The 25,118-nt window shown below is 38.4% G+C and carries 25 protein-coding genes; 13 read left to right on the top strand and 12 right to left on the bottom strand.

Annotated elements, in window-relative coordinates:
• Nucleotides 1–3: 3 nt before the first annotated feature.
• From C4E06_RS22240 to C4E06_RS22225, 4 genes are all read left to right on the top strand, one after another.
• Nucleotides 4–735 carry a PilN domain-containing protein gene (locus tag C4E06_RS22240; RefSeq protein ID WP_107670575.1) on the top strand — a complete coding sequence of 244 codons (732 nt, stop codon included), beginning with the start codon at nucleotides 4–6 and terminating at the stop codon, nucleotides 733–735.
• Nucleotides 732–1,520, top strand: coding sequence for a pilus assembly protein (locus tag C4E06_RS22235; RefSeq protein ID WP_107670574.1), 789 nt, complete (start codon nucleotides 732–734; stop codon nucleotides 1,518–1,520). The genes C4E06_RS22240 and C4E06_RS22235 overlap by 4 nt, the downstream gene beginning before the upstream one ends.
• A gap of 89 nt (nucleotides 1,521–1,609) precedes the next feature.
• Nucleotides 1,610–3,931, top strand: coding sequence for a secretin and TonB N-terminal domain-containing protein (locus tag C4E06_RS22230; RefSeq protein ID WP_198648942.1), 2,322 nt, complete (start codon nucleotides 1,610–1,612; stop codon nucleotides 3,929–3,931).
• Between the two features lie 74 nt (nucleotides 3,932–4,005).
• Nucleotides 4,006–4,815, top strand: coding sequence for a PD-(D/E)XK nuclease family protein (locus C4E06_RS22225; protein WP_107670573.1), 810 nt, complete (start codon nucleotides 4,006–4,008; stop codon nucleotides 4,813–4,815).
• Between the two features lie 18 nt (nucleotides 4,816–4,833).
• Here C4E06_RS22225 and C4E06_RS22220 read toward each other — a convergent pair whose 3' ends face one another.
• Nucleotides 4,834–5,382, bottom strand: a complete 549-nt coding sequence (locus tag C4E06_RS22220) for a Uma2 family endonuclease (RefSeq protein ID WP_107670572.1) — start codon at nucleotides 5,380–5,382, stop codon at nucleotides 4,834–4,836.
• A 115-nt stretch (nucleotides 5,383–5,497) separates the two neighbouring features.
• Nucleotides 5,498–6,106: a PEP-CTERM sorting domain-containing protein gene (locus tag C4E06_RS22215; RefSeq protein ID WP_107670571.1), complete on the bottom strand. Its 609-nt coding sequence runs from the start codon at nucleotides 6,104–6,106 to the stop codon at nucleotides 5,498–5,500.
• Between the two features lie 343 nt (nucleotides 6,107–6,449).
• Between C4E06_RS22215 and C4E06_RS22210 the strand changes: the two genes are divergently transcribed.
• The 6 genes from C4E06_RS22210 to nuoK all read left to right on the top strand — a co-directional run bounded on the left by C4E06_RS22210 (nucleotide 6,450) and on the right by nuoK (nucleotide 10,176).
• A complete protein-coding gene (locus tag C4E06_RS22210; RefSeq protein WP_107670570.1) occupies nucleotides 6,450–6,698 on the top strand; it encodes a hypothetical protein in 249 nt (82 codons plus the stop codon).
• A complete protein-coding gene (locus C4E06_RS22205) occupies nucleotides 6,695–7,159 on the top strand; it encodes a nucleic acid-binding protein (protein WP_107670569.1) in 465 nt (154 codons plus the stop codon). Before C4E06_RS22210 ends, C4E06_RS22205 begins: the two co-directional genes overlap by 4 nt.
• Nucleotides 7,160–7,364: 205 nt before the next feature.
• Complete coding sequence (gene nuoH, locus C4E06_RS22200) at nucleotides 7,365–8,483, top strand: NADH-quinone oxidoreductase subunit NuoH (RefSeq protein WP_107670568.1); 1,119 nt, start codon at nucleotides 7,365–7,367, stop codon at nucleotides 8,481–8,483.
• A gap of 33 nt (nucleotides 8,484–8,516) precedes the next feature.
• Nucleotides 8,517–9,107, top strand: a complete 591-nt coding sequence (ndhI, locus tag C4E06_RS22195; protein ID WP_107670567.1) for an NAD(P)H-quinone oxidoreductase subunit I — start codon at nucleotides 8,517–8,519, stop codon at nucleotides 9,105–9,107.
• A gap of 86 nt (nucleotides 9,108–9,193) precedes the next feature.
• The gene (locus C4E06_RS22190) at nucleotides 9,194–9,820 is read left to right on the top strand and encodes an NADH-quinone oxidoreductase subunit J (protein WP_107670566.1); all 627 of its coding nucleotides are present in this window, start codon (nucleotides 9,194–9,196) and stop codon (nucleotides 9,818–9,820) included.
• Nucleotides 9,821–9,864: 44 nt separating this feature from the next.
• Nucleotides 9,865–10,176 (top strand): NADH-quinone oxidoreductase subunit NuoK, encoded by a 312-nt coding sequence (gene nuoK, locus C4E06_RS22185; protein WP_008276478.1) that lies wholly within the window; start codon nucleotides 9,865–9,867, stop codon nucleotides 10,174–10,176.
• Here nuoK and C4E06_RS28355 read toward each other — a convergent pair.
• The 4 genes from C4E06_RS28355 to C4E06_RS22165 form a co-directional block, all read right to left on the bottom strand.
• The gene (locus tag C4E06_RS28355; protein WP_198648941.1) at nucleotides 10,157–10,378 is read right to left on the bottom strand and encodes a hypothetical protein; all 222 of its coding nucleotides are present in this window, start codon (nucleotides 10,376–10,378) and stop codon (nucleotides 10,157–10,159) included. The two genes, nuoK and C4E06_RS28355, sit on opposite strands and share 20 nt — an antisense overlap.
• Before the next feature lie 104 nt (nucleotides 10,379–10,482).
• On the bottom strand, nucleotides 10,483–10,830 hold the full coding sequence (locus C4E06_RS22175) for an HNH endonuclease family protein (protein WP_255412187.1): 348 nt from the start codon (nucleotides 10,828–10,830) through the stop codon (nucleotides 10,483–10,485).
• 63 nt (nucleotides 10,831–10,893) lie between these two features.
• Nucleotides 10,894–13,092, bottom strand: a complete 2,199-nt coding sequence (locus C4E06_RS22170; RefSeq protein WP_107670564.1) for a transketolase — start codon at nucleotides 13,090–13,092, stop codon at nucleotides 10,894–10,896.
• A 209-nt stretch (nucleotides 13,093–13,301) separates the two neighbouring features.
• Nucleotides 13,302–14,903 (bottom strand): Ppx/GppA phosphatase family protein, encoded by a 1,602-nt coding sequence (locus tag C4E06_RS22165; protein WP_107670563.1) that lies wholly within the window; start codon nucleotides 14,901–14,903, stop codon nucleotides 13,302–13,304.
• Nucleotides 14,904–15,091: 188 nt separating this feature from the next.
• On the opposite strand from C4E06_RS22165, the gene mgtE reads away from it, so the two are divergent.
• Together mgtE and C4E06_RS22155 are read left to right on the top strand one after the other, a co-directional pair.
• Entirely contained in the window at nucleotides 15,092–16,486 is a 1,395-nt protein-coding gene (gene mgtE / locus C4E06_RS22160) for a magnesium transporter (RefSeq protein ID WP_107670562.1), read from the top strand.
• Nucleotides 16,487–16,512: 26 nt separating this feature from the next.
• Nucleotides 16,513–16,953, top strand: a complete 441-nt coding sequence (locus C4E06_RS22155; RefSeq protein ID WP_107670561.1) for a DUF29 domain-containing protein — start codon at nucleotides 16,513–16,515, stop codon at nucleotides 16,951–16,953.
• A 36-nt stretch (nucleotides 16,954–16,989) separates the two neighbouring features.
• Here C4E06_RS22155 and C4E06_RS22150 read toward each other — a convergent pair whose 3' ends face one another.
• From C4E06_RS22150 to C4E06_RS22140, 3 genes are read right to left on the bottom strand one after another with little or no spacing between them, the layout of a single operon-like run.
• Nucleotides 16,990–17,898, bottom strand: coding sequence for a glutaminase (locus C4E06_RS22150; protein ID WP_107670560.1), 909 nt, complete (start codon nucleotides 17,896–17,898; stop codon nucleotides 16,990–16,992).
• A 37-nt stretch (nucleotides 17,899–17,935) separates the two neighbouring features.
• A complete protein-coding gene (locus C4E06_RS22145; RefSeq protein ID WP_107670559.1) occupies nucleotides 17,936–19,153 on the bottom strand; it encodes an FAD-dependent oxidoreductase in 1,218 nt (405 codons plus the stop codon).
• A gap of 43 nt (nucleotides 19,154–19,196) precedes the next feature.
• Entirely contained in the window at nucleotides 19,197–20,753 is a 1,557-nt protein-coding gene (locus C4E06_RS22140; protein ID WP_107670558.1) for an NAD(P)/FAD-dependent oxidoreductase, read from the bottom strand.
• A 496-nt stretch (nucleotides 20,754–21,249) separates the two neighbouring features.
• Between C4E06_RS22140 and C4E06_RS22135 the strand changes: the two genes are divergently transcribed.
• Nucleotides 21,250–21,903, top strand: coding sequence for a DUF998 domain-containing protein (locus C4E06_RS22135; protein WP_107670557.1), 654 nt, complete (start codon nucleotides 21,250–21,252; stop codon nucleotides 21,901–21,903).
• Between the two features lie 51 nt (nucleotides 21,904–21,954).
• Here the strand turns inward: C4E06_RS22135 and C4E06_RS22130 are convergent, their stop codons facing one another.
• From C4E06_RS22130 to C4E06_RS22120, 3 genes are all read right to left on the bottom strand, one after another.
• Nucleotides 21,955–22,686, bottom strand: a complete 732-nt coding sequence (locus C4E06_RS22130) for a TVP38/TMEM64 family protein (protein ID WP_107670556.1) — start codon at nucleotides 22,684–22,686, stop codon at nucleotides 21,955–21,957.
• 28 nt (nucleotides 22,687–22,714) lie between these two features.
• The gene (gene arsS / locus C4E06_RS22125; protein WP_107670555.1) at nucleotides 22,715–23,713 is read right to left on the bottom strand and encodes an arsenosugar biosynthesis radical SAM (seleno)protein ArsS; all 999 of its coding nucleotides are present in this window, start codon (nucleotides 23,711–23,713) and stop codon (nucleotides 22,715–22,717) included.
• A 69-nt stretch (nucleotides 23,714–23,782) separates the two neighbouring features.
• Nucleotides 23,783–24,973: a methyltransferase domain-containing protein gene (locus C4E06_RS22120; RefSeq protein ID WP_107670554.1), complete on the bottom strand. Its 1,191-nt coding sequence runs from the start codon at nucleotides 24,971–24,973 to the stop codon at nucleotides 23,783–23,785.
• Nucleotides 24,974–25,118: the final 145 nt, after the last annotated feature.

Here is a 25,118-nt window from a genome sequence, read left to right as displayed (position 1 = left end):
TCAATGTATAGTTTAGATATTAATTTTCTTAAAGATCGTCATCTTGAGACTAGCAGTAAAACAACAACCTTAGCCACCCAAGCCAGTGGGCCGTCGTTAAAAGAGCAACTGCCCCTAATCATTGGTGGGGCAGTGATGGTGGTGTTACCAGCGATTACCGCCAGTTCTCTATTGTTGTTGAATCATTTATCGTCGTCAACGGAACAGAGAATCCAACAACTGGACAATCAACTAGGACAATTAAGCTCGCAGAACCAAAGTATTGAAGAAATTAACGCCAAAGTAGAGCAAAATAATCAAGAAATTCAATCTTTGGTCACTGTCTTTAATCAGATTCGTCCTTGGTCAGCCATTTTAAACGAAATTGAAACACAAATTCCTGCCAATGTTCAAGTCGGCTCCATTGTCCAAAATGAGACGGAAGTGACCATTGGGGGTTATGCCATGAGTTACGACGCTCTCAATGACTTTTTATTGACCTTACAAAGTTCTCCCTTGCTCAAAGCAGAAGAAACGGTTATTCAAACGGCGGCCTTGGCTGACTTTCCAGTGGAAACCACCAATGCCCCTGAGAATGTAGAAATCCAATTTCCCCAAGGGGTTAAATATACCATTATCACCGCTATCAGCGATCGCCCCTCATCGGAGTTGCTTCAAGAATTTGCTCGGAGTGGAGCCATTGGTCTTGTTAATCGCATTAGAACGCTTGAAAATCAAGGAGTGCTTAAACCATGACCTTTTCAGAAGAATTTACTAGCACACAAACCGATGTAGATTTTGATGACCTGGGTAGTAGTTATCCGACGGCTTTCGGCATCACCTTTACCCCACAAGTCAGTGGCATTTGCTTAGGATTATTGGGATTGGTGGGTTCAGTGTATGTCGGATTGACCTTTGTTAAACCCGCCTACGATAACTATACTCAACTCAGAGCCACCGAAACTGAAAAACTCGGTCAAGTCGCCCAGCAAGAATCAGGGGAACTCAGCAAAAAAATGTTAGATGCTGAGCAAAAATTGAGAGAATCAGAAGCCTTAAGAAACCAGGTCTTATCCTTGTTTTCGAGCGAAGAAAGTCTCAAAACCCTTCTCTTTGATGTTAATCAACTGGTGCAAAAACACCAAGCCGAATTAGTCAGTTTCCAACCCAATGGAACCATTACCGTAGTTAACGATGGCTCCCTAGGAGAAGGAGTCAATGGTCGTCTCAAACGGCAACAATTTAACTTAACAGTTAAGGGGGATTTTGGCTCGACTCAAAGTCTTCTTAGGGATTTAGAACGGCTACAACCCTTATTAGTTATCCAAGGACTCAACTCTAGTTTAGCTGAAGAACAGTTTGTCATTGACATTGTTGACGTGAGGCAACAAGGAGGACAAACCGTTACCACTGGGCAAGCAAGAGCTAAAGGCAACGATTCTTTAGAAACCAGTTTTACCTTAGATGCTATCTTACCTTTAAGTCCAGAAGAAGTGGCAGAATTAACGCCAGAAGAAGAAACCTCAGAAGAAGGACAATAATCTTCATCTGTCATGATTAAAATAGTCACTAATTGCATTAGCTGACATGATGTGTGTGTGTTTTTGTGTGTGTAAACAAGGAGTGAACCGTGAAACAGTATCATTATCCGCTTATGACCGGTGGAGTCTTATTAATGCTCCTCTGTCATGAACCTGTCATGGCATCAGACGAGTCTCAATCTGTCTTTGAGAAGATAGATTATCGAGCAATCGGCCAAGAGGCATTAGGGGAAGAAAACGAGAGTTTCCCCCAAACTCAGTCCCTCTTTAAACAACTCAGTGCTAAATTACCAGAGGTCAATCCCAACAGCGATCGCAATAAAGTTTCTGTGATGGCTTCAGATTTGTCTGAGGAGAAATTCACCAACCCCTTTATTGCTCAAATTCCCAACTATTCCCCACCCCCAGAACAAATCTATCAAGCGCCTACCCCTAACCCCCCTTCTGGCCCTATGAGTGAGTCAGAAGTTCTCGTCCCCAACCCTGAAGTTATTATTCGATCTAACGGTAGTTCTATTCCTGATAGCTTACAACCCACCATGCCTGTGGCCCCCACATTACCCCGGGCGATCGCTCCACCGGTGGGAGACATGGCTATCTCGAATATTAATGCAGGGGAGTCTGAAATCGATTTAGGCAGCAGTGCCATTGTGCCACGGTTGGTACTCAGAGAAGCACCGGCCAGAGAAGTCCTAGCGGTACTCGCCCGTTTTGCCGGGGTTAACTTGGTGTTTACCGATACCCCTGGGGGTGGTCAAGGTCAAGCACAGGGACAAACCGCAACGGAACCGACGGTATCCTTAGATTTAGAAAATGAACCCGTCGAAGATGTCTTTAACTCGGTGTTGATGATTTCGGGATTACAGGCCAACCGCCGAGGCCGCACCGTATTTGTGGGGTCTCGCTTACCCCAAGCAGCCCGTAACTTAGTCAGTCGTACTTTACGGCTTAACCAGGTAAAATCCGCTAACGCAGGGGTATTTTTAGCCTCCCAAGGGGCAGAGTTTCAACGGTTAGTGACCCAAACCGAAGACATTATCGACCCTTTAACCCAACGGGTGGTCGGACGCAGAGAACTCCCCAGTACCCTCGAATCTTTGACCTCCCAAGCCGGTGAGGGATCAGCCGGTCCAATGTTACTCAAGGGCTTAACCGTCTCTTCTGACGACCGTCTCAATACGGTCACCTTGGTGGGAGAACCCCGTGATGTTCAAGTGGCGACCTCCCTATTGACCCAAATGGATGCCCGTCGTCGTCAAGTTGCGGTTAACGTCAAGGTGGTAGATGTCACTCTCACCAATGATCAATCCTTTAGCAGTAACTTCTCCTTTGGTTCTGACGATGCTTTTATTGTTCAAGACGATGGGGCTGCGATATTACGGTTTGGGGGCTTTAGTCCTGTGAGTGGTGATGATATTAACAATGCGCCGAGTCGAGTGATTAATCCCCCCGTCATTGATAACCCCTTGCTCGACGGTAATACCTTTATTGATTTTAATCGCTCTATCATTGCTCCAGGACAAGGAGGCGGAACTCTGCTGCTCGATGATGCAGGAAACTTAATTCGTATACCTAGAGATGCACAATTTTTTGGACGGGTGGCCGGTGTTTCGATAGACCCTACCCTTGCAGGGATTACTGATATTACCCCAGGAGAACCGGATACCTTTGAGAGAACCTTCGATCCTGAAACGGGAATTGTGACCACCACCGTTACCCCCGGAAGCATCGCCACAGCAGAAGCGGGCCTTCCTAGTTTCTTCCAATTTCCCAGACGCTTCTTAGCCCAAATTGAAACTAATATCCAAAGCGGTAACGCTAAAGTGCTTACTGACCCGACTCTCGTGGTTCAAGAAGGACAAGAAGCCACGGTTAAACTGACTCAAAAGGTGATTGAAAATATCACAACTCAGGTTGACCCTCTCAGTGGTGTGCGGACTACAACCCCGGTTTTACAAGATGCGGGTTTAACCTTAGCCATTAACGTCGATAAAATTGATGATAATGGTTATATTAATCTCACTGTTAGTCCTACCATTGCTGCAGTTGGAGATGTTCAATCCTTTGATGCTGGGGCTGATGGTGGTACGAATAATCTCTTCCTCTTGAACCGTCGAGAATTGAGTTCTGGTTTAATTCGCCTCAGGGATGGCCAAACTTTAATCTTATCGGGGATTATTAGTGAAACGGATCAATCTACTACCAGTAAGGTTCCTTTATTGGGGGATATTCCTTTGCTTGGGGCTTTATTTAGAAGTCAAACGGATAGTTCTCAACGAACTGAGGTTATTGTCTTATTAACTCCTCAAATTCTCCACGATAACGGTCAATGGGGTTACAATTATCAACCCGGACGAGGAACGGCTGATGTTCTACGGGATCAAGGTTTCCCTGTTCAGTTAATTCCTTAATTAAACAGTGAATAGTTACTACAAAATTTGATATCTTATAGGGGTCAACGCTCGTTGATCCCTATTTTTTTCTTATGAATAATATTGATGATTCTCATAATCAATCTTTAATTCGTCTCTCTCAAGTACAATTAAATCTTTTAGAACTATGTCCTCCTCAATTTCAACGCCTTTATTTAGAACAGTTAGGTTCACCTGTTAGTCCAGAAATTCAAGACAATTTGCTTTGGGGTAATCAATTTCATCAATTAATGCAGCAATATTTTTTAGACTTGCCTCTAGATTCAATTTTAGACGTTAATCAAGACTTAAAAAAAATAGTCGAGGCTTTATTGAAGGCAGTTAATGAACAACATAATCTTAACTTGGACTCTTGGAAAGAAGCAGAACATTCTCGCTCTTTAGAAAAAGGTAATTATTTATTAACTGCTATTTATGATTTACTCATTATTAACGAAAATCAAGCAGAGATTTTAGACTGGAAAACATATTTACAACCTCAAAATAAGAAAAAATTAGAGAATAATTGGCAAACGAAATTATATTTATATTTATTAGCAGAAACTTCTGATTATTTACCTGAACAAATTTCTATGACTTATTGGTTTGTCAAAATTCCACATGAACCTCAATTTTTAAAGTTTGAATATAATCAAAATTTACATAACAAAACAACTCTAGAATTAGAAAGTTTATTAAGTAATCTAGATAACTACTTATTAGATTATAATCAAAATAATATTGATTTTCCTCATCGTGAAAATTGTGAAAGTAACTGTCCTTATTATCAATCATTTTTCTCTGAAAAATCCGATATTGATGAAGTAGAAGAGAATAGTGATTTATTTTCAATGATCGATGAAATTGAAGAAATTAGTATTTAATGCTAAAGATGCTCAAAATTAGTAAAGTAACAATTTTCCTAAGTTAATCTCGATATAAGGAAATGCTTGTGATGTAATTTTTCCTGATAAATATTCAGTAATTTCTGAGTAGTTATTATTTTGGGGTTGAGTATGAACAATTAGCTTTTTGTTTTTCAAGTCGATTACCCAATATTCAGGAATTTTATTACGTGCATAGGTAATAATTTTCTGTTCTAAATCTTTTTTCAGTGTCTTATTCGAGACTTCAATTAACCAGTAGATATCTTGAGGATAAGGATGATGATGACGATAAATAGTTTCAGGGAGTCGAACAATAGCGATATCTGGTTCTGGTTCAGAATTATCTAAAGTTATGGGGTGAGATTCTCTTATTTGTGCTTTTCCTTTAAGCAAATCTCTTAGATAATCACTTACAGATTGATTTGTATAGCTATGTTCTATCCCCTCTGGACTCATTTCAATAATATCTCCTTCCAAAAGTTCAACCGGTTTTCCTTCTAAGATTCCAGAGTTAACCAGTTCGTGCCATTCATCTATCGACCATTTATAAATAATTGAAGTCATTGTTATTAATTTATATTTAACTCTATTGTAAAAGATCAACTAGAATTTAACCCAAAAAAAAGAGGGGGTTTAACCTCCCTCACACCCAATATTAAATTAATTATTCTTGTTGAATTTATCCTTTGCGTTTGCGAGTTAAAGCAGTGATGGAACCAACCGCTAATAACCCTAAAACAGATGTTGGTTCTGGAACTTGAGCAGTTGGTGCTTCACTAACAGTGAATGATCCAGAGACATTATCTGGTTCAACAATCAAAATAGTGTTATCGCCAGCATTTGAGATTGTGATCCCAGAAAAAGTGTCTAAAAGACCAGTTGCAGGATCATAATTAACATTAAAATCATCATTATTTCCTGAGTGCCCCCCAAATGGGAATCCTTCAATCTGCAGATCAATTAATTCACCATTATAAAGCAATACACCAATTGTATTGCTTAAATCGAAAGTGGTAGAGCCAATGACATCTGGGGTTAAAGTTAACTGAGTCAGGGGAACCTGAAAAAATTGAAATCCGCCGGTTATCTGACTGTCATCAAATTCAAATTCCCAGGTTCCTGAAAAGGGATCGGGAGTGGTGTCAAACTCACTAGGAATTCCTGAAGATGAAAATGAACCACTAAAAATAAGATTAGTAGCATTAGCTTGGGTAGGAAAGCTTAGTAATAGTGCAAATGCTGGGATGATTCCCATTACGGCAGATGATAGGGAACGAAGTGCATACATGGTTAATTAATCCTCACAATTTTGATTTTTATTGGAAAATTGCCTTTTAAGATAAAATAAGCACGGTAATTCTACCCCCCCTCTCATTTTGTCAAGGAATCGGCTATAATTGCTTTCTAGCTTGGCTTTGGCGAGGTTATAAATGAACGTAGGGTGGGCATCGCCCACCTTACAAGTATTGTTTGTTTAATTATGCTGTACCTACTTATAGCAATTGTTTATAATCAAAATAAAAAGTGTCATTATGGAAATTGTTTCAACTACTGAAGTCAAACAAGCCCTTGACTTATTAATTGGTATAGAATAAGAGTAACTGAATCTAAACTAATGAGGAGAAAAAAATATGACTCAAGAAACGAAAGAACATCAAAATTTTTTTGAACCTTACATGAAACATTATGGTCGAACTCCAGAAGAACAACTGGAAAAAAATAAACCGTTGATGGAAAAACTAAGAAAATGGATAGAAGAGAACAAAGCAGAAGAAATCAGCGAAGAAGAAGCAAAAGCTAGGGCAGAATATTGGGAAGAATTCAAAAAAACTATCGATAGTTTCCGACCAGAAGGACATAAATTATACAGTGAAGAATGATTATTTTTATTGACACAGGAGTTTTAGGAATACTATCTTCTCCTAACAAAAGAAAAGAAGTTATTAAAAGTCAAGAATGGCTTTATTCTTGTCTATCAAGAGGATTTAATCTGGTTAGTTCAGACATTTGTGACTATGAAGTTAGACGAGGACTATTACTAGGAGGTGAGTCAAAAATACAAAAACAAGGATTAAATAACTTGGATGAATTACACAACTTAATTAATTTTCTTCTTGTTAATCCTATTATTCTTAGATACGCTGCAGAATTATGGGCAGAAACTCGTCGTTTAGGAATACCAACGGCTGAAATTGATAATATTGATGTCGATATAATTATTGGAGCAACTTGTCAATTACTTCAACAAGAATATCCTGGCCAAAGAGTAGTAATTGCAACCACGAACGTTAAACATTTAAGTCGTTTCATAGAAGCCCAAAAATGGACAGAAATCATTTAGAACAAATGTTCAGCACGAAACTGAGTTCTTCCATCTGAGTCACTGTTACTGTTGCGCAATAGTTAAATCAAAAAACCCTAGCACTAGGGTAATACTCAAGATAGAATTTCAGGAATTAACCTAAAACTGACTAACCTACCCTACAGACAGCGATATACTAAGCAATGAACATAAGGATAAGAACTTATAACCTGTCTTAACTACAATGAACTCAGGAATCGACCTACAAGCAAGTTTTATCGAATCTCTGAACCAGATAGGAATACCTAGTGGGGCGGCCAAAGCCCTATGGATTCCTTTCCCCTCCTTTTTAATGATTATTGGCGCAACGGTGGGAGTTTTGGTCGTCGTTTGGCTAGAAAGAAAAATCTCCGCTGCAGCCCAGCAACGGATTGGCCCCGAATATGCTGGCCCATTGGGGGTACTGCAACCCGTAGCAGACGGCATTAAATTAGTCTTTAAAGAAGATATTATCCCTGCTAAAGCCGATCCCTGGTTATTTACCCTCGGACCTGTTTTAGTGGTGTTACCCGTCTTCGTGTCCTATTTAATTGTCCCCTTTGGTCAAAATCTCGTGATTACTGACCTTAATGTGGGGATCTTTTTCTGGATCGCTTTATCGAGTATTGCTCCCATTGGCTTATTAATGGCGGGATACGCTTCTAATAATAAGTATTCCCTTTTAGGGGGTTTACGGGCTGCTGCACAATCAATCAGTTATGAAATTCCTTTGGCTTTATCGGTTTTAGCCATTGTCATGATGTCCAATAGCCTCAGTACCATCGACATCGTTGAACAACAATCAGGATACGGTATTTTAGGCTGGAATATTTGGCGACAACCGGTGGGCTTTTTCATCTTTTGGATCGCTGCTTTAGCTGAATGTGAACGCCTACCCTTTGACTTACCTGAAGCAGAAGAGGAAATCGTCGCCGGCTATCAAACCGAATACGCTGGCATGAAATTTGCCCTTTTTTATCTCGGGTCTTACGTCAACTTAGTGTTATCTGCTCTGGTTTTTGCCATCCTATACTTAGGGGGGTGGGAGTTTCCTGTTCCCTTAGATAAGTTAGCCGGATGGTTAGGGGTGAGTGAAGACAGTTCTTGGTTACAGGTCATTACTGCCTCTTTAGGCATTACCATGACTGTATTGAAAGCCTATTTCTTGGTGTTTATTGCGATTCTCATGCGGTGGACCGTTCCCCGTGTCCGCATTGACCAATTATTAGACTTGGGCTGGAAATTCCTCTTACCTGTCTCTCTGGTGAATCTCTTATTAACGGCTGCCTTGAAATTAGCCTTTCCCATGGCATTCGGCGGTTAATATTGTTTGTTAACACAATAGGGAAGACCAATCATGTTTAGCATTCTCAAACAAGTGGGCGATTACGCCAAAGGTACAGTAGAAGCGGCCAAATATATCGGTCAAGGGTTATCCGTAACCTTCGATCATATGCGTCGTCGTCCCGTCACAGTCCAATATCCTTACGAAAAGTTGATTCCCTCAGAACGATATCGGGGTAGAATTCACTTTGAATTTGACAAGTGTATTGCTTGTGAAGTGTGTGTCCGTGTTTGTCCCATTAATCTGCCTGTGGTGGATTGGGAATTTAATAAGGACGCGAAAAAGAAAGAACTCAAACACTATAGTATTGATTTCGGGGTTTGTATCTTCTGCGGTAATTGTGTGGAATATTGTCCCACTAATTGTTTATCCATGACCGAAGAATATGAACTCGCGGCCTACGATCGCCATGAACTCAATTACGATAACGTGGCCTTGGGACGGTTACCTTATAAAGTCACTCAAGACCCAATGGTAACGCCTTTACGAGAGTTAGGTTATTTACCTAAAGGGGTGATCAGTCCCCATGATTTACCGGAAGGCTCTCAGCGAGCGGGTAAACGCCCTGAAGAAATCATCGAAGAAGCAGAAGCGTCTTCCTAAACTAAGGATAGTTGGTGAGAAAAGATTAATTTTCCATCAACTATTCTACTCTCAACGATTAAGTAAGAAAAGGAGTATCAATCAACGTGAATTTAGCTGAGGGAGTTCAAGTTATTTCGTTTGCCATCTTAGCAGCCTTAGTGATTATTGCGGCTTTGGGTGTGGTGTTATTGGAAAATATTGTTTATTCTGCCTTCTTATTGGGTGGTGTCTTTATCAGTATTTCAGGGATTTATGTTTTATTGAATGCTGATTTTGTGGCGGCTGCCCAGGTGTTAATTTATGTAGGTGCAGTCAACGTTTTAATCTTGTTTGCTATTATGTTGGTCAATAAAAAACAAGATTATGCAAACTTACCCGGACGCTGGGTTAAAAGAGGTGCAACAGCGTTAGTTTGTGGGGGACTCTTTGCTTTATTGGCAACGATGGTTTTAATTACCCCTTGGACTTTAGAAAGTAATGCTCCTGGATTAATTGAAAATACAGTTGTCGAAATTGGGAAACATTTCTTTAGTGATTTTCTTTTACCCTTTGAGTTAGCTTCTGTTCTCTTATTAATGGCTATGGTAGGAGCGATCGTTTTAGCCCGTCGTGACTTTATTCCTGATACTTTGCCCACAGAAGATGGTATTGTAACTTCGTTACAGTTACCTGAACGTTTGAGCGAATTAGAATCACGAGAATTGTCTGCTTCTAAATCATCAGAAGTATAGGAACCTAGAAATTACTGTTAGTTTTTGTCTAAAATTGAGGTGTTATGGAAATACAATTAGAGTTTTGCTTATTACTGGCTGCAGCCCTTTTCTGTATTGGAATTTATGGTTTAGTGATTAGTCGCAATGCAGTAAGAGTTTTAATGTCTATCGAATTACTTCTAAATGCGGTTAATCTTAACTTAATGGGATTTTCTAATTTTCTTGATCCTGTTGGCATTAAAGGTCAAATTTTTACCGTGTTTGTCATTACCGTAGCAGCAGCAGAGGCGGCAGTAGGTTTAGCCATTGTTTTGACCATTTATCGTAACCGTGAAACAACAGATATGGAACAATTTAATCTGTTGAAATGGTAGATAAATAAGCATACTTTTCCATCTTACCCGATAAAATATATTTTGTCGGGTAATTTTTTATCAATGAGATTCCCGTTAAGTGGCGAATTTTAAAGGCTCCTTTGATTCTTCCCTCAGCTAACAGTTGGCGCACTCGTTGAGGACATATTTTAAGAAGGGATGCAGCTTTTACAGTTCCCACATACTCTATACTACTTTTCATCGCATTACCCTAGCACTAGAGTTTTTTTTAGTTTAGCAGACTCTAGAGATGTCTGAGGGGTGAGAGAGTATAAGGCGATCGCAAATGATCCCCTGATATATGAGTTAAATATCAATACGCCAAACTTTAGAGGCAATATTGGCCATTTTTGTTTGTCTGTCTTCAATATTTTGTGGATTCCAATCAGAATACTCTAATATTTTTTTATTTATTGAGATATCTAATAATGTCATATTTCCTAATCGATCAATGTATGTTTCAAGTTCAATATTTTCTGTATTAGATAAGTTTTGTAAAAATGCTTGTTTCCATTGATCTCTAGGTTGCTGAGGTAATATATGTTCCAAATTAATTTGTGCTTCATTCGCATTTGTCACTAATTCTCGATTGTCTATAGAGTGATTATTTATTTCTCTTAATATATAACGAGCTATTTTTGCTTTTCTTTTAATATTTTTGATCGATACCTACAATATAAGGTGGGCATTGCCCACCCTACAATACTAGCTACAAACTTAACTTAATAACTCGTTGGCTCGCTTACTTAAAGCGTCTGCGGTTAAACCATTAAATTCCATAATTTCTCCGGCACTTGAAGCCGTTTCCCCACGCTTCCAAGCAAAGGTATCTCGCTGACTATTACTCCGTAACATAACGGGTTCTAACATAGCAGACGTACCACCAGTCACCCCTATTAAAGCATCACCACCAAACAGTTTTTCAAAGCCTTCATCATCTAGAAAATGACTATCTTTTTCAGTGCAAGTGTCCCAAGCAACGTCATGGGGACGATATAAGCGACGGGGACTAACCACCGAAACAATTTTAACCCCGATGCCTTCATTTTCTAAGTGCAAAGCAGCATCAAACACAGGAATTAAAGTCATGTCACCGATAACAGCAAAAACAACTTTTTTCTTGCCTTCACTCTCATGTAAAATGATGCCCCCATCTTGTAAACCTTGACGGGTTTGCTCTAAGGTTGTGCGTACCGGTAAGGGTGATTTACTAGCAGTAATGGTTATCCCTTTATTCTTAGTTTGTACCGCCCATTCATAACACACTTGAATACTATTGGCATCACAGGGAAACAGAGGAAAAATGTTACCATTACGCATCATACCTGCGAAATAATTCTCAATTTCGGGGCGTTGATGAGTCCAACCGTTGCGCCCTTGTTCTAAAGCCCCTGCTGTGAATAAAGTAATAGTAGAAGGAGTAGGACGACGTAACTCGGCCATAGCTTGGGTCACCGTTTGCCAGATGGGTAACCCATTAATAGCAAAAGACTCATAGGAACACCATAAGGTTCTCGCCCCAAATAAAGCCAAACCGGCAGCTAACCCGGCGCAGGCATCTTCACTTAAGGGTTCATACACCTGTCCCCCTGGCCCTTGAAAATAAAGGTCATCAACAGTAGGATGAACAATTTTTAAACCAATATTGATATTATTAATGCCAGAGGCAGCATTGCCATCCGCATTGGCCACGAGAAAGTTAGGGTCTTTTTGTCCCACATGAACCACTAACTCACCCATAGCAGTGGTAGCCACTTTTTTCTCCCCATGGACTTCGTATTCGGTTAAAGGTAACTCTCCCAACTCTGGCAAGGGTAACACCTTCTCTGTGACGACGTTATGGGATGCAGGACCACCAGCAGACCGTTCAAAGTTAGTCCGAACCATTTGCCAAGCTTCAGGAGACAAAGCTCGTTCTTTCAAGGCACTGACAATATAGTCTTTTTCTAAACTATCCCCAGGATATAGATTATGAGACTTGGCACCCCGTTTATGAACCCCGGCCCCTTTGAGTTGTTTGACGATGAGAACGGTTAACGTCCCACTTAAAGCCGACTTAGCTGCTTTATCCGTTGCTTCTAAAATAGCTTGGGTAAAGGCCATTCGTTTAGCCAGAGAAAACTGGGTACTATCGACATATTCCCCTGCTTGGTTGCTGTCGTCATAGTCTTTGGCATTAATTAAAATCACCTCAGCAAAGCCATTGCCTTGCCAATAAGCAATCATTTCTTCATTGGTCTTAGTGGAAACCATACTATGATGTTCCTGGGAATAACCATTCCACACCAAGATGGGTAAAAAGTTAGTGACATCGGGGAAAGAAGTATTGAAGTGGGCAAAGCTACTCATAATATAGGGTTCCCCTAACCCACCATCTCCAATGGTGACAGGAAACAGTGTACCAGGATGTAACTTCGCACCGGCCATGGCAAAATGTTGTCCTTGTCCCAACGGTCCGGCCGGGTTGAGCAGTCCGGGTATTTGACCAGAAAGATGTCCTAAAAGTCCGTGCATTTCCCTAAACCGTTCACCCATCTGTTGCACAGTGGTGATGCCCATATCTTCTAAGGAACGGTCTAAAAACATATTGCTGTAGAAACCTGGAGCATGATGACCGACTTCAGTAATAATGTTCTTATGACCTAACATCACTAAGGCTGCAATGGTGTCGGCGATACTTGCAAAGCCTCCCGGATGGCCCGATTGTTTGGTGGCTGCAGTTTGTAGGGTTAAGTAGCGTAATGCGTCGGCTGCCAGGAGGGTTTGAAAAACCGCGTTAGGGTCATTAGCTGAGGAAATAGCTGTATCCCCTGATTTTATGGCTGCTTCTGTCGTATATTGTTCGTAGTTGGGTAAGTTTTCACCAAAATGTTGAATTCCTTGACAAAATGCGGGGATTGCACTAGCAACTGTCATGTGTGAGTTCTTCCTATATTTATGTAACGGCAAGTATTAAAACAATCTTACAGGTTGGTGGGAATTTATTTAGACAATATTAATGATTGTTAGTAATGGGAATTAGTCTATCGTTTCCATAGGGATGAGTGGTTATTGTTTAATTAAACAGTCATTTACTATTGCGTCCAATAATAATTTTTATTCATTATTCATTGATAACCTCTCTATTAATTAGGGACTAATTGTGATTCTACAGTGGCGACAATTTTGACATCAAATAAGTCTTCAAAGACGACTTTTTTATAGTCTAAATTCCATAATTCTAAAGCACAATCATCCTGTGAATTAGAGGGAATTAGATGTAAATGAAGCTTTTTATATTCTTCATCGTATTTACAATCAATTTCTTTAATAGCACCAATTTGCCGACGATCTAAAGCCACAGCAATCCGTAACATCGCACTCAATTGTTTAATTCGTTTACGATATTTATCCGGTAATTTACTATAAGCGTCATGTTTCTTCTTCGGGGTACTTTTACGGTGATAACGGGCAATATTAGCAATAGTTTCGATTTCAATTTCAGTAAACCCTAATAATTCTGCGTGACGAATTAAATAATAAGAGTGTTTATGATGGGATGAATGACTAATATAAACCCCACAATTATGTAAAATAGCGGCTGACCATAATAATTCTTGGTCGCTTTTTTCCCAGTCATGAAGAACACCAGCCAGTTGCTCAAATAAACTCACTGCAAAAGTAGCCACGGTTTCCCCATAACCGAGATCAACTTGATATTTACGAGCAATTTTATAAACACTTCGTTGACGAACTGCCGTTTGAAAACTCAGTCGATCTTCAATTAATCCGTGGCTTAACATCCAATCAACGATCATTCCTTCTCGTAAAGCCCTTTCACAAATGGTAATTGTTTCCAGGTCTAACATAGTCATGGCTTCTAAAAGAATGACTGCACCAGCAACAATAATCTCCGCTCTTTTTTCGGACATTCCTGATAGATCGACCCGTTCTTCGTAGGTTAAAGAAACGAATTTTTTGACCATATCTTTGAGGTCTTTCCGACTCATTTGATACCCTTGTAACGGGCTTGGGAGTTCCCCTAACGTTTGGATAGCATGGATACCAACCAACGTTTCAATGGTTCCTGATGTCCCTACGGTTTGGGGGATTTCCCCTGGTTTCAGTTTCCGTTTAACCTCATCAATGGGCCGCTCTAACATTCCTCGCACATAGGCCCGTAAATAGGTTAATTCTGACTCATCAATGGGGTCCGTGGTGATAAACTCATTGGTCAGACGAACGGCCCCAACTTTGGTACTGCTTAAAAATCGCGGTTCGACAGAATCTGCCAGGATAATTTCCGTTGACCCCCCACCAATATCAATGATAACGTGGGGTTTTTCTTGGAAATCCATCCCCGATAACACCCCCAAATAGATGCGACGGGCCTCTTCATACCCCGAAATCAAATTAATGGTAATCCCGATTTGTTCTTCAACCTGCCAGATAAAGTCTAACCCATTGGGGGCCTCTCGGGTGGCACTGGTGGCAGCCGCAATAATCTGTTCGACATTGAAACTGTCCGCTAAGTCTTTACATCGCCTCAGAGAAGCCAAAGAACGGGCGATCGCAGCTTCAGTTAAATTCCCTGTTTTGGGATCTCTCTCCCCTAAACGAACCGTATCTTTTTCCCGTGAAATAATGGTAAAAGCGGGTAAGGTTTTATCAATTTCCACAATTACCATGTGAATGGAATTGGTGCCAATATCAATGGCTGCTAGGGTACAAGTTTGCTCAGAAACCATATTTTCTTTTTCTAGTTAAAGTTAGGGACTGATAACGATAGTAATGTGTTTATGTTATATTGTGTCATCTTGCGTCTCGTCAAATTGTAAACCAATCAGTTGATGAAGTAACATAAAATCAATTATGATTGTCATCAAAATCCACCCATAGAACAAATTTCCCTATGGGTTCTTGATCGAATTAGAAAGTGAACCCCAAAGAACCCGTAACCGCAATACAATCAAATACCCGTAAAGAGTTGCGTCAATTAGTGTGCAACCAATTGGCCTTATTATTAGAACAGGGAAATTTACAAGGGGCGAAATCCCTTTTAGTTCCGGTGCAACCAGTTGATATTGCTGAGGCCATTGAAGGGTTACCCCAGTCAATGCAAGTGATCGCCTTTCGCTTATTGGTCAAAGAAGAAGCGATCGCCGTTTACGAACATTTAGACTCAACGGTTCAACAATCGTTAATTGAACAGTTTAAACAACAAGAGGTTAGGGATATTGTAGACGAAATGTCCCCGGACGATCGCGCCCGTTTATTTGATGAATTACCAGCTAAAGTAGTCCGTCGTTTACTCGAACAATTAAGCCCTGAAGAACGACAAACCACCGCCTTATTATTAGGGTACGAGGAATACACCGCCGGGCGCATCATGACCCCAGAATATATTTCCCTCAAACAAAGTTTAACCGCCGCCCAAACCCTAGAAAGAATTAGAACCTTAGCCACCGCTTCAGAAATTGTTTATTATCTCTACGTCACTGATGCCTTTCGTCATTTGGTGGGTATTGTTTCTTTGCGAGATTTGGTGTTATCTTCCCCAGACGTCACCCTAGGGGAAATCATGGCCAAAGACATCGTTTCTGTTAACACCAATGACGATCAAGAAGATGTAGCGCGGGTGATTCAACGGTACGACTTATTAGCGGTTCCGGTGGTGGACAAAGAAGAAAGATTAGTGGGGGTGGTTACCGTCGATGATGTCATCGATATCTTACAACAAGAAGCCACCGAAGATATCTATGCTTTGGGTGGGGTGCAGTCTGATGGGGATAACTACTTTCAAACCAGTTTAATTACCGTGGCCCGTAAACGGGTGATGTGGTTACTCATCTTACTGTTAACCAATACCGTCACTGGAACCATTATTAAATCTCAAGTGGGGTTACTCGAACAAATGGCTATTCTGACGGCGTTTATTCCCCTGTTAACAGGGACGGGGGGTAACGTTGGGGCCCAGTCTTCAACGGTGGTGATTCGGGGCTTAAATACGGAGGATATTAGGGATCTCGGTGCCGGACAGGTGATCTTAAGGGAATTGATGGCCGGGGCCTTATTAGGGGTGGCCTTAGGGGCCTTAGCGACGGTGTGGGCCTATGGACTCCAGGGTAACTGGTTAGTGTCGATTTCTGTGGGAATTAGTTTGGTGGCGATCGCTATTTTGGCCTCGGTTGCGGGTTCGGCCCTACCCTTTGTCTTCCGATCCTTTGGCCTCGATCCGGCTTTGATGTCGGCCCCGTTTATTACCACGGCAGTGGATGTGATTGGGGTGTTAATTTATTTTTCTATTGCTAGACTTGTTTTAGGACTTTAAACATTCTTTTGAGAAGAGGTTAAGCTATGCGTAACATAGCAATGGCTACGACTTACGAAACAGATTATTATCAATGGACAATAGAACAAGGGAAAGCTTTACGAAAGCTGGTGAATACCCATCAAGAAATCAAACATTTAGGGGAAATAGATTGGGACAATATTATTGAGGAAATTGAAGCTTTGGGACGTAGTGAATATAGCGCAGTGGTTAGCTTATTAAGAAGACAAATTGAACATCTTTTAAAGATTGACTATGTTCCCTTAGAAGAATGTTGCAGGAAATGGAAAGCCGAGGTTTTGGCTTTCAAAAAAAATTTAAAAGGTAAATATGCTCCTGGTATGAAGCCTAAACTAGAAAAGCAATTTGAAGAAATCTATCAAGATGCAGTTGAAATTGTACAAGCAGAATATGATGTAGATTTACCTGAGCAATCTCCTTATCTTCTTGATGACTTAATTTTTTGATTAGGAGATTCTTAATTGTTGAAATATAGTGATAGCCTACTTTTCCCTAGTATGTAATGCGGTAGCTATTTTTTCAATGAGATATAAACTCGCCACCGAGTTTCCTTGTGCATCTAAAGGGGGACTATAACAGGCGATCGCTCCTTGTTCTGGCACTATAGATAAGATAGCACCACTCACCCCTGATTTACTGGGAAAGCCAATATGTTTGGCTAAGTTTTCGGAGGCTTCATACAGTCCACAAGTGGTCATAATATTTCGGACAATTGTAGCATTTTTCGTCGATATATTCGGGCTATTAACTAATAATAAACCTAAACGGGCTAACTCAATAATGTTTCCCGAAAGGCAGCAAATTTTATTATAAGTATCCAGGGTAATGTCCGGGTCATTAATTTGTCCGGTTTTAGTTAATTCATCGATAATAGCTTTATTGCGAAGATTCGGTAAAGATTGAACCGAGTGTAACATCAATTCATCTAAAAATAGATCACATTGACTGTGTTGGTTTAACCATTGTTGTAGGTTTTGACATTTCCTATCCCCATCATTTCCAGGAAGTAAAGAGGCTAAGGTTAACGCACCACTATTAATCATAGGATTACGAGGAAATCCTTGATCTAATTGTAATTGTTTTAAAGAGTTAAAGGAATAATTAGACGGTTGAGAACCTACTTTTTGAAAGATTAATTCTTCTCCAAACTCTGAGAGTAGATACAACAATAAAAAAGGTTTAATAATACTCATTAAAGGAAACTTTATCTGACTATCACCTTGGCTGAGAATATAATTATTTTTAGTGATAATACAAATCGTTAATACACTCGGTTTACTGTCTTGGAGTAGAGGAATATAATTGGGTAATTTCCCTTTTTGGGTTTGTTGTGATGCTTCTGATAACCAGTCAGATAATTGTTTTGAAGATAGATCGGATAATTGTTTCATGTTACATGATTTTCTATATCTTCTCAGTTATTATAGTTTATTTGCCGATTAATTCAGCAACTCGAAACGCTGAGGTAATAGCCCCTTCGTGTAAGCCATCTGAAAGATAAGCCCCTGCGTAATAAGTATTATTCATTCCATTGGTTTTGATAATTTCTGGAACATATTTTAGGGCTTCTACGGTATAAAAAGGAGTTTCATGTTCTTGTCTATGAATGATTTTATCTTTATTAATTAACTCTTCTAAATTAAACGCAAGACTATATTTTTCAGAAGAATTTAACCCACATACTTGATTTAAATAAGCATTATAACCCCAGGATTTTGTCGTTTGAAAAAAGTCAAATTCCGAGAATTCTTGAATACCATAAGGTTCGTAAATACTGGTATCTTGGTGAATCATATTGGTTGCTTTATTTTCCTTCCAAGGAGAGAACCGTTTTATTTCTTCTTCAGTGGGATCTGATAATAATTTTAAGACTTGATCCGGGGGAGTAGCAAAGACAACCCGATCAAATTGTTGATCAGTTCCATCATTAAAATAAAGGTTGACTGAATTATCGAATCGAGAAATTTTAACAATTTCTGTATTAACAAATGTTTGCCCTTTTAACCTTTCTAAAATTTTTTCAATATAAGAATAAACACCCCCTTTCACCCTTACCCAGTCAACAAAAACATAATTTTTTAGAATAGGTATTCCCAACGCTGCTGGAAATTGATCAATTAAATGAAATGACATAGAATAACTATACATTAATAGTAATTTTAACCAACAATTACGAATCCATTGATTTTCCAAATAATAAGCAATAGAATGATCATAAAATTCTTGTCGGTTACTAAACTTAAGTTTAGCCCAAAGTCCAGCCGAACGGGCGTATAATGTATCTAATCTTAAATATTCTAACCATCTTTTCCACCCTTGAAAATTCTTTTTAATCATACCTCCCGATAAAAAATAACGGCCATCTCTTAAAAATAATCCCGAACCTGTGTATATCGGTTCTAATTCTACCTCTAATTCTTGCATTAAACTCAGAAAATTATGAAACACGGTGGGAAATTCTAACACCCCACAATCTAAAATTAAATTACAATCAGAATGATTGGGTTTAACATTTTTATTTAAGGTAATGATATTGCCCCCTAAATAGGGTTTCTTCTCAAAAACGGTTACCGAATGTCCTCGTTTTTCTAATAAATAAGCAGTCACCATTCCACTTGCACCACCACCAATAATCGCAAATTTCATGATATTAATCTCCTATTTTATAACTCAACCATTAACAATTTTGTTAACTATTTTGTTTGTCTAAACTTTTTGATAAGATGGAATCTCCTGATAATTTCTGATATAAACTTGCCCCAGTCCAAAAGGTGGGTGCAAACCCAGGATATCCAGAAGAAGCATTACAAAAATAGAAATTTTTGAGGGAACTTTCAGAACTCAGTCGACCAATTGTCATCTGTTTTGGTGTTAAACTAGAACCATAGGAATTACCCATCGGACACCAACAAAATCGCTCATTAGTGGTGGGACTTCCTGTCATTTTTAACACCAGATGTTCTCGAAAATTAGGCACATATTGTTCTTCTATTATGTCTAGCATAATATCTAAAATTTCTTCTTTTCTTCGATAATATTCCTTCTTATCTTTCTCTCTGAGTTCTTTAAAATAGTTATAATTAGCCACGGTTAAAAGTTCAACAATTTGGCAATTTTCAGGACAGTCTCTTTCTTCATTGGTTAGTAAGGTGGGGGTGGTAATTGCAAAACTCAATTGAGAAAAATCATTCTCTTCATACATCTGCTTAAATGCAGTATTTAAGTCCTTTTGTTCACTGTGAAAGGTATTCCATTCTCCAAAACCATACTCTCTTAAATCAATATCTTTAACCACACAATAAGCAACATAATTAGACGGGGAATATTCATACTTTAATTTTTGTTGAACTGACCAAGAAAATTTATCAAATCCGATCATTTTAGCGGCTTTTTTGGGATCAATATTACAAATAACTGTCTTACCTGTAAACTCTTTTGTTTCATGGGTATTTCGATCAATGGCCTTAACCCCTTTAACGGTTTTATCATTTACAATAAAGTCAATAACTTCTTGTTCGTATAAGATTTCTCCGTTATTTTCTTTAATGACTTCTACCAAAGAATCAATGACAAATTCAAAATGTTTATCGGGATAATAGGCCCCTCTTTGATAAGCGGTAAATAGAATAACCCACGCATAAAAAGAAAGTTGTTCCGGTGGTAATAAAAAATCAGGCCATTGTAATGCTAATAACGTTTGTGCTTCTTTCGGTAAGTTAAACTTATCAAAAACATCTTGTAAGGTACTACTAACATATTTTACAGTAGTGAAAACGCCCCCAAAATTCTTGATAATTTGCTCAAAAATTAAAGGTTGCGTCAAATATTTTAACCCTTTGCTAACGGTATTAACTTCAGTAATAAAACTAGCAATATTATCTTTTTTTTCAGGAAATAACTTCGATAGTCTGTCAATCAAAACTTGAGAATCTGAAGGAATATCCACAGCATAACCTGGCATTCTCATGTGATCAAATCCATCAGGATTATACCGTTTAAACGTCACTTTTTGATCTAAATCAAGTTGTTGAAGAACACGGTTAACCGTTTCTCCTTCACCACAGTCCCAAACATAGTGCAGTTGTGCATTAAAAGTATATTTATTGCCAATGGTAAAACTATGACCAAACCCTCCCGGATGTTCGTGGGCCTCTAATATTTGAACCCGTTTCCCTGCTTTGGCCATTAATGAACCAAACACCAATGCAGATATTCCACTACCTACGATTAAATAATCAATATCCATCTTTTCCTTGGGGTTGAACAACAAAAAACGTTCTAAGCCTACTTTTATGGTATCTCAGACTACTTAAAATCGTTTTTAGGGCAAAAAAGTCATTTTGCTCAATAATGCGTCCTGACTGGGTTTCTGCTGGTTATGACAATATGTAACAAAATTTAGCGTTTTTAAGTCTTAGAATTAGACAGTTGTTCTCAGCAACCTGTTACGATTTACAGCAATTTTCACCTATGGTGATAAATTTATCAAACCGACTGAAGACCATTCATCTACCCAATGACTGATAAATTTAAAGAAAGCTATATTGTTAAGGAGATAACTAAAGAAGATAGTTATAAAAACAAAAAGCGGGGTATTAATCAGCTTTTTTATTTAAAATCCCCCTTTAGACTGATTAGATAATTCTCTAGCTTACTTAGACTAAAAGATAATAAATGTTAGTCAAGGTTTATCGCACATTAGGCTGACCATATTTGTTGGCTGATATCACTATAGATTTAAGATGGATAAAGAAAATTTCCGTTCAAGTTTGGGTCGTTCGAGTCAAATATTTTTTCAAATTTGTGGAATTGTAGGAATTGCTGGTAATGTGATTGTTTTGCTGACTGATTTTGTCGGAATTATTGTACTTGACAGTTATAATCCTATTAGTCAAACTATCAGTAATTTAGCTATTGGTGACTATGCTTGGATTCAAGATGTCGGACTGAATCTTTATGCCATTAGTTTAATGGTTTGTGCGATCGCTTTGTGGCGTTGGAACTTAGGAGACTGGCGTTGGCAACTCGGTGCAACCTTATTATTCTTGTTGGGTATCGACATTCTTATCATTTCAGAACATGATCAATATGCCCATCTTCCCGATAGTTCTGGTTTTTCAGTCCACCTCTATGCAGTATATGTGCTAGGTTTAATGTTTCCCCTAATTTGTTTTTTACTGTCCTTTGGGTTGCGTAAAATTAACCGTAGGTGGCAATATTTTACGGTGGCCACTGCTGTGATTTGGCTTATTGTTGCCCCTCCTTTCTTTCAAATGCCTAATAATATTAATGGTTTATATGAACGCTTTGTGGCACTCATTTTGTTGTGCTGGACAACTGTAATCAGTTGGCTTATTTTTCGGAAAGGTTCAACTAACATACAAAAAGAAATCTGATGAACAATAAAATTACCAATGAATAATGAAAGTAACCTTTGTTTGGACAGTTTAACTTTTTTCAATTTGATTATTTAAAGCATTTTGAGACAATTTAGTAACATACACAGTAACCAATACAGTAGCAATTAATCCAACAATATATAATGCCCATTCTAAAGAGGTTCTTTCCCTTCCTCCTGCCCCTAATGTTGCAATATTACCAATGAGAGAACCAATATAAACATACATAATTGTCCCCGGTAACATCCCAAACCAAGAAGCGGTTATATAATCTTTTAAGGAGACTTGAGTAATCCCAAAAGCGTAGTTTAAAATAACAAAAGGGAGGACAGGAGATAAGCGAGTTAATCCTACAATTTTCCATCCTTCTTGTGCCACTGCTTCATCAACGACTTGAAATTTTGGATATTTTTCTATTTGTTTAGACACCCATCCTCTGGCTAAATAACGTCCGATTAAAAAGGCTACAATAGCTCCTAACATCGAAGCAATAGACACTAAAATAGAACCTTTCACCACATTAAAAATAGCACCGGCACCCAAGGTTAAAATGGAAGCAGGAATTAATAAAATGGCTGATAAGATATACACTAAAGTAAAGATTAAATAACCAATCGTTCCTAAATCTTGTATCCATTGTAATAAATTTTGTAGGGTTTCAGTGATACTAAAAGCATCTACAATACCTAGCTGTTTGATAAGAATTATTGTAGCAACCGTTAACACAGCTATTCCTCCTAACTTTAATAATCTCTGTCTTGATTTTGTTGTTTTAAGCATGGTTTTTTACTAAAATTCATAACTCAATCTATTCAATTAATGCTCCGCCACAACTTGACCCACTTCCAGCAGTACAACCATAACAATAATCGGCAGTTTTAATGTCATTAATAACCTCTAAATTACCAAGTTTTAATAAGGTTTCTACGGTTAAAGCTTGCCCATTGGGTAAAGTAGCTGAAATATCTTCCATTTGATTAAAATCACAGTCATAAATGTTCCCTAAATAATCAACAGAAAGTTGATTACGACACATAATATGCTCTAGGGTTTGGGGGTTATAATGAGACTCTAAAAATTGCAGATAAGAATCATATATTTTTTTGTTTTGCAAATATGTTTTTACTCTACCAATGGGTAAATTGGTAATAGTAAATAGTTGATTGAATTGAAGATCAAAGTTGTCTTTAAGGAAGGATTTGTAATCTTTTTCTAAGTTAACTTGATTAGGAGTTAAAGAAAAGTTTTCATTGCTAGGAATGGGAGGATTATAGACTAAATCTAGGATTAAATTAGGATCATTTGCATAACCTAATTGATTCAGTTTTTGAATGGCACGAATAGAAGCATTATAAACCCCTTTACCTCTTTGTTTATCGACATTATCCTCTAAATAACAAGGTAAAGACGCAATGACTCTTAACTGATGTTTAGCAAAATATTCGGGTAAATCTTCAAAACCCTGCTCAAAAAATATAGTTAAATTTGATCGTACAATCACTTCTTTTTTGGCGTTTCTAGCTGCTTCAACTAAGGGTTTAAACCCGTAGTTCATTTCCGGTGCGCCTCCCGTTAAATCGACGGTTTCAATCTGGGGAAAGCGGTCAATTAATTCAATTAATTGTTGACAAATTTCCGGTGATAATTCTTCTGTCCGTTTGGGACTTGCTTCGACATGACAATGGTTACAAGCAAGGTTACAACGTCGACCTAAATTGATTTGTAATACGGTAATTTTTTGTTTATTTAAAGGCTCTTTTATTTTTTGATGAAAGGGTGTAACTTGATTCGTATTTAAAGCAATCATTTTTTTCTCCATATCAATAAGTTGTTAACAGTAATCTATAACTGATCACTGTTAACTGATTACTGAAACTTAACAACATTCTCCAGGGGTACAACAGTCCATATCTTCGTTTATTTCTGTTAGATGATAATCACTGCCTTTGGTTTCTTTAGGATGACGAATAGCCTTATTTTTGCAACTAAATTCTGTTGCTTCTTCTAGAGGGATTTCTTGATAAGGAGGAACCCCAATAATATCTTGTTGATAAGGACTTTCAGCACGGGTTAAAATCTGATAAGTTTTATCACAAACTGCCATCCTTTCTCCCCGACAAAAAATGTGTCCGTCATCGTCTTGAACTTGTTTCCAAGGCCCTTTATAAATAATGGATTGTTTTCTTTCTAAACAAGGCCCTTCTTTTCCTTTATAAGCACGAATTGTCATGGAACGAAATTCTACCCCATCAATTACTTGCCAAGGTGTTTCCTCTCGTTTGAGGATTTCAACCCCATAAAATCCTACTTTTTCAAACATCTTTAAAAATTCATCTTCTCGGAATGCTCCTGCAATACAACCACTCCATAAATCAGGATCATTGAGAATGGTTTCCGTAGGATCTTCATCACAGACAATATCAGAAATAACTGCCCTTCCACCCCGTTTTAAAACCCGATAGAGTTCTTCAAATAACTGTTGTTTATCGTTAGGTTTCACCAAGTTTAAAACGCAGTTAGAAATAACAACATCAATGCTATCATCTGCCACTAAAGGCGACTCTTTACGTAGGCGATCGCATTCACTTTCAAACTGACTTAAATCATCCACTGATTGAATGGGATGATCCCGTAACCAACTTTCAACTAAATCTAAATCTAGGGTTAAATCTTGTATTTTACCCTTGACAAATTTAGTGTTATAAGTTCCAATCTTGTCAGCGATTTCTTGCTGATATTTGCGGGCGATTTTCAACATCTCATCATTAAAATCTACCCCGATCACTTGACCCGTTTGACCCACTTTTTGGGCTAAAATATAACAATTTTTACCCGTCCCTGAGCCTAAATCTAAAACTGTTTCTCCCTCAGCAATATAACGAGTCGGATCACCGCAACCGTAATCTTTTTCGATGATTTCTTGGGGTAAAATTTCTAAATAGTTTCCCTCGTATTCTGTGGGACAACATAAACTAGGTTGTTGAACTTTTGCCCCTTCTTGATAACGATCCAGAACAGTTTTTTCGATATCATAACTAACCGAGTTTGAAGAATGAGATGTTACCATATTTTGCCGTAAACTACTTTCAATTAATTATACAAAAAAAACAATAGACTATCCTTTCAGGAATGTAATATCATTAAAACAGAAAGAAATGAAAATTTCCTGAGATTTGTCTGAACTTTCTTAAGATATCATTGATTTATTACCG

Source organism: Cyanothece sp. BG0011, from assembly GCF_003013815.1.
Classification (GTDB): Bacteria; Cyanobacteriota; Cyanobacteriia; order Cyanobacteriales; family Microcystaceae; genus Crocosphaera.
Note: the sequence above shows the minus strand (reverse complement) of the source record. Positions and strands in the feature narration are given on the sequence as shown.

Excerpts from the sequence above, each read along its gene's own strand:
- C4E06_RS22135 (WP_107670557.1), top strand. The coding sequence starts at position 21,250 with ATGGATAAAGAAAATTTCCGTTCAAGTTTGGGTCGTTCGAGTCAAATA.
- C4E06_RS22155 (WP_107670561.1), top strand. The coding sequence starts at position 16,513 with ATGCGTAACATAGCAATGGCTACGACTTACGAAACAGATTATTATCAA.
- ndhI (WP_107670567.1), top strand. The coding sequence starts at position 8,517 with ATGTTTAGCATTCTCAAACAAGTGGGCGATTACGCCAAAGGTACAGTA.
- C4E06_RS22165 (WP_107670563.1), bottom strand. The coding sequence starts at position 14,903 with ATGGTTTCTGAGCAAACTTGTACCCTAGCAGCCATTGATATTGGCACC.
- C4E06_RS22215 (WP_107670571.1), bottom strand. The coding sequence starts at position 6,106 with ATGTATGCACTTCGTTCCCTATCATCTGCCGTAATGGGAATCATCCCA.
- nuoK (WP_008276478.1), top strand. The coding sequence starts at position 9,865 with ATGGAAATACAATTAGAGTTTTGCTTATTACTGGCTGCAGCCCTTTTC.
- C4E06_RS22240 (WP_107670575.1), top strand. The coding sequence starts at position 4 with ATGTATAGTTTAGATATTAATTTTCTTAAAGATCGTCATCTTGAGACT.
- nuoH (WP_107670568.1), top strand. The coding sequence starts at position 7,365 with ATGAACTCAGGAATCGACCTACAAGCAAGTTTTATCGAATCTCTGAAC.
- C4E06_RS22145 (WP_107670559.1), bottom strand. The coding sequence starts at position 19,153 with ATGAAATTTGCGATTATTGGTGGTGGTGCAAGTGGAATGGTGACTGCT.
- C4E06_RS22120 (WP_107670554.1), bottom strand. The coding sequence starts at position 24,973 with ATGGTAACATCTCATTCTTCAAACTCGGTTAGTTATGATATCGAAAAA.
- C4E06_RS22205 (WP_107670569.1), top strand. The coding sequence starts at position 6,695 with ATGATTATTTTTATTGACACAGGAGTTTTAGGAATACTATCTTCTCCT.
- C4E06_RS22225 (WP_107670573.1), top strand. The coding sequence starts at position 4,006 with ATGAATAATATTGATGATTCTCATAATCAATCTTTAATTCGTCTCTCT.
- C4E06_RS22130 (WP_107670556.1), bottom strand. The coding sequence starts at position 22,686 with ATGCTTAAAACAACAAAATCAAGACAGAGATTATTAAAGTTAGGAGGA.
- arsS (WP_107670555.1), bottom strand. The coding sequence starts at position 23,713 with ATGATTGCTTTAAATACGAATCAAGTTACACCCTTTCATCAAAAAATA.
- C4E06_RS22235 (WP_107670574.1), top strand. The coding sequence starts at position 732 with ATGACCTTTTCAGAAGAATTTACTAGCACACAAACCGATGTAGATTTT.
- C4E06_RS28355 (WP_198648941.1), bottom strand. The coding sequence starts at position 10,378 with ATGAAAAGTAGTATAGAGTATGTGGGAACTGTAAAAGCTGCATCCCTT.
- C4E06_RS22140 (WP_107670558.1), bottom strand. The coding sequence starts at position 20,753 with ATGGATATTGATTATTTAATCGTAGGTAGTGGAATATCTGCATTGGTG.
- C4E06_RS22150 (WP_107670560.1), bottom strand. The coding sequence starts at position 17,898 with ATGAAACAATTATCCGATCTATCTTCAAAACAATTATCTGACTGGTTA.
- C4E06_RS22210 (WP_107670570.1), top strand. The coding sequence starts at position 6,450 with ATGACTCAAGAAACGAAAGAACATCAAAATTTTTTTGAACCTTACATG.
- C4E06_RS22170 (WP_107670564.1), bottom strand. The coding sequence starts at position 13,092 with ATGACAGTTGCTAGTGCAATCCCCGCATTTTGTCAAGGAATTCAACAT.
- C4E06_RS22220 (WP_107670572.1), bottom strand. The coding sequence starts at position 5,382 with ATGACTTCAATTATTTATAAATGGTCGATAGATGAATGGCACGAACTG.